Origin of the sequence: Xenorhabdus yunnanensis (genome assembly GCF_028598805.1) — a bacterium.
Taxonomy (GTDB): domain Bacteria; phylum Pseudomonadota; class Gammaproteobacteria; order Enterobacterales; family Enterobacteriaceae; genus Xenorhabdus; species Xenorhabdus yunnanensis.
This window is the reverse complement of the sequence record NZ_JAQRFI010000075.1, coordinates 1-10,475: the sequence shown is the minus strand read 5'-3', so window position 1 is coordinate 10,475 and position 10,475 is coordinate 1. Positions and strand designations below refer to the sequence as shown.

Annotated in this window: 8 protein-coding genes and 1 pseudogene; 8 read left to right on the top strand and 1 reads right to left on the bottom strand. The window is 41.6% G+C overall.

Annotated features, from left to right (window positions below; all coding sequences use genetic code 11):
- The first annotated feature begins 379 nt into the window (after positions 1-379).
- The 7 genes from PSI23_RS19230 (at position 380) to PSI23_RS19200 (ending at position 7,623) form a co-directional block, all read left to right on the top strand.
- Positions 380-802: a hypothetical protein gene (locus PSI23_RS19230; RefSeq protein ID WP_273556590.1), complete on the top strand. Its 423-nt coding sequence runs from the start codon at positions 380-382 to the stop codon at positions 800-802.
- A 528-nt stretch (positions 803-1,330) separates the two neighbouring features.
- Entirely contained in the window at positions 1,331-1,462 is a 132-nt protein-coding gene (locus tag PSI23_RS19225) for a hypothetical protein (RefSeq protein ID WP_273556589.1), read from the top strand.
- A 77-nt stretch (positions 1,463-1,539) separates the two neighbouring features.
- Positions 1,540-2,526 carry a thiaminase II/PqqC family protein gene (locus PSI23_RS19220; protein WP_273556588.1) on the top strand — a complete coding sequence of 329 codons (987 nt, stop codon included), beginning with the start codon at positions 1,540-1,542 and terminating at the stop codon, positions 2,524-2,526.
- A gap of 13 nt (positions 2,527-2,539) precedes the next feature.
- On the top strand, positions 2,540-3,592 hold the full coding sequence (locus tag PSI23_RS19215) for a thiaminase II/PqqC family protein (protein ID WP_273556587.1): 1,053 nt from the start codon (positions 2,540-2,542) through the stop codon (positions 3,590-3,592).
- 8 nt (positions 3,593-3,600) lie between these two features.
- On the top strand, positions 3,601-4,881 hold the full coding sequence (locus tag PSI23_RS19210; protein WP_273556586.1) for an aspartate aminotransferase family protein: 1,281 nt from the start codon (positions 3,601-3,603) through the stop codon (positions 4,879-4,881).
- A 12-nt stretch (positions 4,882-4,893) separates the two neighbouring features.
- Positions 4,894-6,369 (top strand): aldehyde dehydrogenase family protein, encoded by a 1,476-nt coding sequence (locus PSI23_RS19205; RefSeq protein WP_273556585.1) that lies wholly within the window; start codon positions 4,894-4,896, stop codon positions 6,367-6,369.
- Positions 6,370-6,429: 60 nt separating this feature from the next.
- Positions 6,430-7,623 (top strand): MFS transporter, encoded by a 1,194-nt coding sequence (locus tag PSI23_RS19200; protein ID WP_273556584.1) that lies wholly within the window; start codon positions 6,430-6,432, stop codon positions 7,621-7,623.
- 32 nt (positions 7,624-7,655) lie between these two features.
- On the opposite strand, the gene PSI23_RS19195 is transcribed toward PSI23_RS19200, so the two are convergent.
- A complete protein-coding gene (locus PSI23_RS19195; RefSeq protein ID WP_273556583.1) occupies positions 7,656-8,270 on the bottom strand; it encodes an FMN-binding negative transcriptional regulator in 615 nt (204 codons plus the stop codon).
- Between the two features lie 903 nt (positions 8,271-9,173).
- On the opposite strand from PSI23_RS19195, the pseudogene PSI23_RS19190 reads away from it, so the two are divergent.
- Positions 9,174-10,090: pseudogene (locus tag PSI23_RS19190) on the top strand (integrase domain-containing protein).
- Positions 10,091-10,475: the final 385 nt, after the last annotated feature.

Below are 10,475 nucleotides of genomic sequence, written 5' to 3'. Positions count from 1 at the left end.
AAGCAAAGACACTTAGCTTGAACGAAGAGAAAGCAGCGTCATTTAGGCGCAGTCGGTAACATGCCCTTATAGGGCTAGAGCAAACCACCCGCTATGCGGGTGGTTCTGATTGCCATGGCAATAAATAGTTCGTAAAAATAGTTAGTTAAGTTTTTTATCTGGTTCGGTGTCTTATTTATATAATTCTGTAAAATTGTAGGCCATGTCCATATTTTTCGGAATATGAATTTTCATCATTTTTAATGTGTCACAATGAGGAAAGTCGATTTGGCTGATTTGACTTAAATGTTAAGGTTAGTTTTTTCGTTATTGAATTAATCATGAACACAGTTAAATTAGAACGCATTGAATGTGCTGCAAAATGGATTAAAAAAAAGTGATGAACGATACCAATGAAAAGGGTAAGAGCAGGGAAAATAAAAAACACGCTGACTATTTTATTCCGTACAAAACGACATATGATTTACGTTTAAGTAAAAGGGAGCCGAATTTAATCAACATCCTGATACAGATTCAAGGCTATGAATATGGCTTTTTTACCGTGTTAGGTGTCCGTCCTTTGTCTCAACGGAGTGACGGAAAAAGTAATGCGATTTATGTCGTCAGGTGTCGGTGTGGTAAATATGCTGTCAGGACATTAAAAGCCATTAAAAATCCGAATAATGTTAATGATATGTGTGTGCATTGCCAACATCTATTTAGTCAGAGGCGTAAAGCAATTTTTCACACGACAGGAAATGATGTGGATTTGTCAGAATTAACCGGAATTAAATGTAAAATACCTTTAGAAATTAAAGAATAAGAAAACAGAGTCCACTTTGAAATTGAATTCTTGGAGTACACCTTATTCTATACGTGAGAGCAGCCCAACTTAGATACCGTTTCAGTAATTAAACTGCAAGGAGTATTTTTGCGTTAAATAATATGCCTGATTTCATCACGCCATAATAGGTTAATCGTAAGATCTTACGTATTACTACATTTTCAGAGAGAACTCCAGATAAGCATTTTTGGGCATAAGCTGCCGCAATACAAGAATATAAAATGCTTGCTGGTTAGCGGTGTAGATGAGGATGTCGTGAATGAGAGTGAATAATGCCGGCACAAAGGCCACAGGTGCGAGCAGACATCAATGGATTGGAAGGAAAAAACAAAGTATCAAGGGGCAGAATAAGTGATGAACACAAAACATCAACAGTTCCTAACTTTTTGTCAATATGATATTGACTCTGATGTTTTGGTGATCTAATTTAGTAATCGGAATGTTAATTATTTGTTTAATTAATATTTTAATTTAATTTAATTTAATTGATATAAATAGGAAAATATTATGCAAAACATTAAAAATAATCAAAACGTTGAATCTGTTGATTCCAAAAAACAAACACAAAAATTTTCACTTAATGTTAAGAAAAAATCCAATCAGGAAGAACGTCGTGCTCTAGGCGCTCTGGTCAAATAATTCTTAAAGTAAATATAAAGGCTGTTGTTGTTGGTGGCAGCCTTTATATTTTGGCATGAAAGTTGAGGAGAAGGTTCATGGGCTGTCCATACCTAAAGTATTTTTCTGCACTTCACGAACAACCAATGGCAATAAAAATAGTTGCTAATGATGTAGATATCACTATTGAAACCGAAAAACCACAGCAGCTTAAATATTTGCTGTTAGATATGGATGGAAATAATACGATTGGTACCTTGTCTAAAAAATATCATTACGATGAAAAAGAAATTCGCGATTTATTGTTTCATCTAATTGATGCAAATGTAGTAAAAATGGAAAACATACCGTCAAGTAATACGGTCGACCCTCAGAATTTTGCAAAAATGTGCCGAGAAATTTTCCCTAAATGGAAAAGAGATGTGTTTACTCTTGACTTTTGGCATGATCTAACTACTGGGATATTATCTAGATCAGCTTTCGCTGGGTGGCTGTTAGAAAATTTCTATTTTATCGAGGGAGCGACTAAACGTCTCTCATTAGTCACTATGACTGCTAACGAGAATAAACAAATTCGAGCTCTTTTTTCTCAACATTTCATTGAAGAATATAACCACCATATGTTTTTTATGAAGGCACTCAAACGCTTAGGTTTTACCAAAAAACAAGTTCTGAATCACCAGCCACTACCGAGCACAATCGCCATTATTAATCATATGCGTGAATGTGGTCGTAGAGATATTATCTCTTATGCCACATGTTCGGCATTTCTTGAATCTACAGGTGGAGATCGTAAAGAGGGTATGGTGTTTTATAATTCTCTTATCCAATACTACGATAAAGAAAATAAAGGGATAGTCCAGCCTTTAATTGAACATGCATATTTGGATGAAGAGTACGGGCATAATGATTGGTTGGAGAAAGTTTGTACTTGTATCTCAACATTGGAAAAAGAACGAGCCAATGATGCTATCAAGTCGGCAGAGATATTGGTCGAAACGTTAAAATTATGGACGCATGATATTCAAGCCCACTATAGAAATATATCTTTCAATGAGATCATCAACCCTTTCCATTATCGTTAAGTCAGGAGTTATTATGACAAATCAAGTGGATAGAATATTAACTCCAGATTCATTACCTAAATGCCTTCCTCAAGCCACTTTAATGGTAAAAGGTCACGAAGCAATCCTTAGCGTACCCGGTAATGATTATACCTTTTCTGGCAAAAGTGCGGAAATGATCCAAGGAATTTTCAACCTTCTTAATGGTACTAATACAGTTGATATAATTTCACAGGAAACATGCTTTGCATCAGAAGATATTATCAGCCTGCTGGATTATCTGTGTGGTGAATCTGTGCTAATTGATATAAATAATGAGAATAAAGGATCTCTTACTGGTTATCAGTTAGTTGAATTAGTGAAACAAGAAGTGATTTTTTGGCGGCAGCATATTAATAACCAAATATTTTGGGAAAAGGTGCACAATGGTACTTGCTCTGAAAGGCAAATTTTAGGTTGGGGTGTTGAATTTTATCACTATGTAGATGCTGCCAATGAATATATGGCTGCTGGAGTTGCATATTGCCGCGAATCGATTGATGTTCGTCAGAAAATCGCAGCTCATTACGCTGAGGAAGCAGATCATGGGGAAATTTTCCTACAGGGGCTAATGCAGGATGGTTTACCAGCAATGCTGGTGAAAAAGGCCCTTCCACTACCAAGTACGCGGGCACTGATCAATTATCTTAATGAAGTGGCAATGGAAAGCTCTTTAGTATACACCGCAGTATTCTCATTAATGCAGTCTGACGGCAAGAGTTTCAACACAACTGGTTTGAACGAATACTATTCCCAGTTGATTCAATTATATCCTTTTGCTAAGGGTATGTTTGGTTCTTTTCTTAAACATGCTTTGATTGATGCTCGGTTAGACCATCAATTTTCTATTTTTGAAAACCTTTATGCAAATGATGAGATTATTTCTCATCGTGAGGTAAAGCGTACATTTGTCACTATTCGCCAACTTGTTAATTATTTCATTCTCTATTACGAGTACCTATTCGAATACTATGGGAAAGAGGATTCTCAATTACCGAGGCGTGCACCACAAGTAATTGACTTCCTATTGTCTGATAACAAGGAGTAGCATCAATCATGCAAGATTGGGAACTGCGTGCAAAACGTGCCATTTCGGGTGGAACAACTCATGATAGTTGGGCTTCCGCACACCCCATAGTATTTAAACGTGCTAATGGTGCTTATAAGTGGGATACCAGCGGTCGACAATACACAGATTTTTGGATGGGACATGGAGCGTTAATTTTGGGTCATAATCATCCTGCCGTGATTCAAGCAATTACTACTCAGTTAAATAGTGGCACGCATCTTTCCGGTAATCACATCTTGTTAGTGGAATGGGCTGAAAAAATAATTCAAATGGTGCCCAGTGCTGAACTGGTCAGGTTTTGTGCATCTGGTACCGAAGCTACGTTACTGGCATTGCGCTTGGCTCGAGCTTATACCGGTAAACCTTATATCATGCGAATTGATGGGCATTTCCATGGTTGGCATGATGAAGCACTTTCAGGTGTTGTAGATGGGTGGCCAACTGGCTCGCATCCAGATTCTGCCAATTACCTTCAATTAGTACCACCGTTCGATCTGGAAGCCGTGGAAGAATCTTTAGTGGAAGGAAAAACTGCGGCAGTTATCTTAGAGCCGGGGGGAGGTAGCAGTGGTACTCTTCCATACGATAGACAGTATTTGCTGGAGTTACGAAATATTACCCAGCGTTACGATACCCTACTAATTTTTGATGAGGTGATGAGTGGGTTTCGCTATGCACCGGGTGGTGTACAACAGTTATCTTCCATCATGCCGGATATTACTACATTGTCTAAAGTGCTATGTGGTGGATTACCCGGTGGCGCAATAGCTGGTTCTCAGATGATTATGTCCTGTTTTGAAGCTGGGCATAATACTAAGGTACTTCATACCGGTACGTTCAACGGTAATCCATTATCCGCCAGTGCTGGCTTGAGCACTTTGGCCATTGTGGCTGATGGAACTATTCAAGAGACACTAAATAAAAACACAGTGCTGTTTGTGAATACAGTAAATGAAAAAGCTAAGCAGGTTGGCATTGATGTACAACTGTTTCATCAATCATCGATCTTTCACATATTGATTGGGGCGCAAAAAGAAGGGGTAGATATTTCTCCTTCTGAAGATGCGTTTTGGATAACGCAAAAAAATGCAGCTATTTATAACGAACTAAAAGTACTCCTTACTCAGCATGGTATCGACATGCACAAGTCTCATGGTTGGCTCAGTACTTGCCATACGTATGACATTCTTGAAGATGCGGTGGATAAATTCCATATGGCATTTGTTCAGTTATTAAACCAAAACAGAGCAATGGGCTTAGCGGATTGAGTGGGAGGAAGCATGATAGATATTGTTAACTTTATTAATGGCAGACATGTCAAAGCAACGAGTGGGGATAGATTATTTTCAATCAATCCGTCGACGGAAGAACGCATTGCCCAATTTAACGTGTCTTCGTCTACTGATGTTGATTCCGCAGTGTGTGCGGCCAGAATAGCATATGAGCAGGGGTCATGGCCACGACTGACGGTAGAAGAGAGGGCATCGTACCTGCATATGATTGCAGATGTGTTAGAAAATAACTTGTCTCTATTTGCTCAGTATGAATGTGAAGATACTGGTTTCTTATCGAAAATGTGTTTACATGGTCATCTTCCGCGTGCAGTAGAACACTTTCGTTTTTTTGCAGAAGAGGGCAAGCGCTTCTTTGGCAGTGCTATTCCAATAGGGAATTCTTACATTAATTTTACTCATAACGTTCCTGTAGGTGTCGTTGCTATCATGACACCATGGAATGGTCCATTATCTGTTTCTTCAATTAACTTAGCTGCTGCGCTGATCGCTGGTAACACTGTGGTTTTAAAACCCTCAGAATTGGCACCAATCACTGTTTCTTTACTTGGTCAAATAATTGCAGAAATCGGTCTACCTGAAGGAGTAGTTAATATCGTACATGGGGCAGGTCAGCCGGCTGGAGAGGCACTTATTCGACATACTGATATTGATTTATTATGTTTTGTTGGAGGCACTCAAGTTGGAAAAGATGTCTTAAGATATTCGTCGGGCACATTGCGGCGTTCGTTGCTGGAATTAGGGGGGAAATCTCCTACGGTGGTGTTGGCGGATGCAGATATTGATGCAGCGTTAGACGGCGCATTAATATCTGCTTTCAGCAGCAATGGGCGGGTGTGTACTGCGGGATCTCGCATCATCGTCGACAAAACAATAGCTAAAACTTTTAACTGTCAGTTTATTGAGCGAACTCAGAATATTCGTGTAGGTGACCCATTTGATGAAACCAGCGAAATTGGACCAATGATTAGTGCAAGTCACCGAGAAAACATACTGAAGGCCATCACTCAGGCTCAGCAAGAAGGCGCTAGTTTGTGTGCTGGTGGGATCGTGCCTATGGATTGCTATCGGGGGTTTTACATTGAGCCGGCTGTTCTAACTGGGGTGCATCCTCAAAGTTCATTGGCTACACAAGAGATCTTTGGGCCAGTCGTAGCAATTTTTATCGCCGAAAACGAAGAACATGCTCTCTCTTTAGCTAATGATTCCAAATTTGGCCTTGCAGGAACAGTATGGAGTACAAGCGATTCAAAAGCATTGTCTTTTGCCCGTAAAATGCAGGCGGGTAATATAGGTATAAATACACCGTATATCAGGGATATTCGTTGTCCATTTGGTGGTTTTAAACAAAGTGGTATTGGGACTGTAGGTGGTTATTGGAGCTTAGAACAATATACCCAAACACAAACTCTATGTTTGCCCCTTAATAGTTATACACTGCCCAGATATGGTGCTCTGAAATGACATACGACAATCAGGTTTTAGTGGTTATATAAAACAGAAACCGTGTAGCGGAGGAACATTTTGGAAAAGGCCATATGGAAACATAAGCAGTTTCGGATGTTATTTTCAGGAGCACTGTTTTGTCATTTAGGGGGGAAAGTTTATGAGCTAGCATTACCGTTATTAATCTACGATATCACCCGTTCATCGGAAATTATGGGCTGGATGCGTGCTGCCGAGTTTCTACCTTATATTCTCTTGGCCGCAGTGATCGGAGTTTTGATTGATCGAGTGGATCGTAGAGTTTGGTCTCAATGGATGATTGCAGGACAGGTTGTGTGTTTGCTGGCTAGTTGGTTAGCTATCGAGTTTAGTTCAAACCCATTGTGGGTGTTATTCCCTTGTGCCTTCTTTATGATGGCATTTAACTTTGGCTACCTTAACGCCAGAATGGGAATGCTGAAACATGTATTACCCAAAAAGTTGCAAGGTGCAGCTATCTCTAGTGTGAGTTCACTGAATAGCCTGTTCCAAGCACTTGGTCCTTTGCTGTCTGGTGTGATTATTTTATTCTCATCCTCCCATATTACCTTTCTATGGATAGCATTATTTCTGTGTATTGCTTGGTATTATTTGTTCAAAATGCCGTACGAAAAAGAGGTACTCAGAACTACCGAAAATATAAGAACGTCTATCGTTAAAGGTTGGCAGATATTACAAGCTAATATTTCATTATATCATATGGCTCTGGCTATAATGGTATTAAATACTTGCTCAATGGTGTTTTCTTTGCAAGCGATCTATTATGCCAAAACTTCTCTGGCCATGAACGCTGTTAACATTGGCTACATGGTATCCGCGGGCGGAATAGGCGCGATACTAGGCTCGTTACTGGCGGTTCGCCTACGAAACCGATTTGGTTTAGGACTAGTGTTAATTGTTACTATGACCATTCAGGCATTTGGCTATCTTTTGATTCTACTTCTTCACCATTCTGTAATGTTGATTTTTGCTTTCTTCTGGGCGAATTTCTTCGAAATAATCACAGCTCTTCTTGTTTACACTTACCGTCAAGAAAGTGTCAAAGAAGAGAATCTGGGAAGAGTAATGGGTATTACTGGCACAATATTTAAATTAGGCTTACCTTTCGGTTTGTCTATTTCGGGGTATGTGATTTCGAGGGGGGGGATAGATCTGCTGTTTATCGCTTGTGCCGTGATTCAGATTAGTACAGGGCTTGCGTGTTACCTGAGTCCTATGGTGAGAGTGAAATAGTCTACGGTAACACAGATCTATTGGTGAACACCTTAATCGCCAGTGCCAATATGACGCTTTTTCATATAATTAGCCAATTTTACGTTGTCACTCTGTGCACTGTTTTCTAACGCCGTATAAACACCACGTTGGTCATCTTGACTTCTATGCTGTCCGAGCTTTTCTTTAGCCTGAATTTCGTCAAGCCAGATTTTGAATCCAACTATCGCCTGCATTTTCTGATTGAGATAAGAGTCTGGCATAAGTTCTTTGTTTTCTATCAGGTTAGGTTCAAAGGTATTGACTAGGGTTTCCATGACCAATTTTGTCTCTTCGTTTCCTAGGATTTCTGCTACTCCATAGCAATGTATTGCTGAATAATTCCAAGTGGGAACAGCATGTTGTGCTTTATACCAAGTTGGTGAAATATAAGCATGTGACCCAGTAAAGACCACTAATACTCGCTGGTCATCAAATTCTTTCCAGTGCTGATTAGCTTTGGCTACGTGCCCATATAACACCCCCATCTTTCCTTCTTCAGGGGCAAAAACAAAAGGAAGATGAGTGCCTATTAGTGAAGGGGAGATCAATAATCCAAAGCTGTTGTTGATAATAAAGGTCAACACGCTGTTTTGATCGGTCATTTCCATTTTCTTTGGTATATACATTGTCGTTGCTCCAATTAAGTAGTTATAGCGGTATAGTCATTACGGACATTTTGTCATGTTTGCCTAAATTATGAACCGATGTGAAGTTGTTTTCATCAAGAAAATAATGACGCATTCCCTCACAGCCTGTCATCAAACAAAAATTTGACCCCACTCAATTCAATCGATAAAGTACTTAATTGTTATCAATGATCTTATCGCCTGCAAAGATCACCCATAGGGCGGCGAAACAAAACTCCCGTAGCCTGCAAGGGAGTGCATGTCATGCGGTACATCTGCGCACTTTTGGAAGCAGATATTGCCGGACATCTAAACCCTCGTCTGGCGATGAAAGTTTCCCGGTCTCACAGTGAAACCGGCTGACCACACAATAGAACAGAACATTCCTGTCTTACGCTGATCGATACCGTTTTCATCGGTACAGCATTCATCCACATTTTGCATTTATCACGATAAACGTCCCGAAAACGGCGCGGCGTCACTTGTGTTAAAGCGCAGCGATTACCAAGTGACGCCGCCGGGCAGCTAACGTCCAGAGCACGTCTGGTCAGGCTTTACGACTGATTTGAACCCCGCATTACTCAGTGAAACCACTCAAAATAGGCCATTGGCTGACATTCTGTTTGATTGACGAACAATCGTCAGGTCTGGGCCTTGCAACAGGCTGATGCAGTAAGAAAGGAGATACGACACGTCAAGATAATGAGGCGTTCATCCTGATTGGATCAGGCACTGAACGGGGAGCATGCCATCGCCGTGCTGAGCACGCCGCGAGTTCCTGCAATAACTCAACACAACCTCGCTCTGCTACACATTGTCTGACGCACCACGGAACGGTGAACCTGAACCGACACGCAGAGAATGTTTAAGCATAAAAAATGAAAAGTGACAGGAAAGGTGCGGATGGCGCAGAACTCGACACGTTCAAAGGTTGAGCAGTTCAGAAAAGCATTTATTACTCATGCCCGACAGGCGGGCGGGAGTTTTGTTACGGTGGCGGATCGTGAGCGGATTGCCCGGCACTTCCTTGATTATCTGAAAAACAATGGCATCAAACTCCGGCAAATGGATAGCCTGAAGGTGAAATATATTGAGCGCTACATCGCCGAACGAAAAGCTCACCCTATTAATCATCGAACTCTGCAAAATGAGATGTCTGTGCTGCGAGCCATTTTAGCGCAGGCCGGAAAGCACAAGCTGGCTAATCCCGCGAATGCCCGTCTGAGCAATCAGGCTTTGGGTATCGCTGATATGAGCCGCAAGGGAACGAAAACAGCGCTGACACCAGCCGCATTCAGAGAAATCTTTCAGCAGGTGGAGCAAAAAGACCGGAGTGTCGCAGCGGTGATGCAACTGGCGTATGTGCTGGGACTGCGCACCAAAGAAGCGGTGGAAGCCTATAAATCGTTAGCGACCTGGAAGAAAGCACTGGAAAACGGGCATACCTCCGCGCGGGTGGTGTTCGGCACCAAAGGCGGACGACCCGGCAGACGGTCATATTGGATCGGAAAGCCCTGCAACACGCGATTGACTATGCGGAACGTGAGCAGGCCGGGCGCAGTGGCAAATTGATTGATAAACCCACGATCACGCAGGCCATCGACCGTTACCGCTATATTGCCAGACATGCAGGACTGAGCGGCAATAAAGCGCCACACAGTATGCGTTATCATTTTGCTCAGCAATCCGGAGAGCATTATATAGCGCAAGGATTCAGCGAGCGGGAAGTGCTGGCACTGGTATCGATGGATTTAGGGCATGGTGACGGGCGCGGACGTTATATTAATCAGGTGTATTACCAGAATATTGAGAGCGAATAAGTTGTATTGGAGCACACACGGTCTGCTGCTTTGGTCATTGGAATATGAGCAAAGCAACCTTGAATCTTAGGCGATTATTCATATGTTATCGCTAACTCATTTCTGTCGGATAGACGACACCTGTTACCAAGTGCCGTCCTCCTAAGAACCGTACGTGCAACTTTCACTGCATACGGCTCAAGCCTCCACTAAGGCGTATTACGTTACCCAGCAACCTATATTGCAGTCAGAGCAGGATCGTCCCAAGAGTGACGATTTTCCTTTTTCGATTTCCTCTTAGTACTACAGCCGTAATTGCTCTGTAAGCCGATGATCTCCCCGGCGGCGGTAGTGACATTGTTGCGCCCGGTATTGATGCCGTCGTCGCCAGTCTGACCAATGTAAA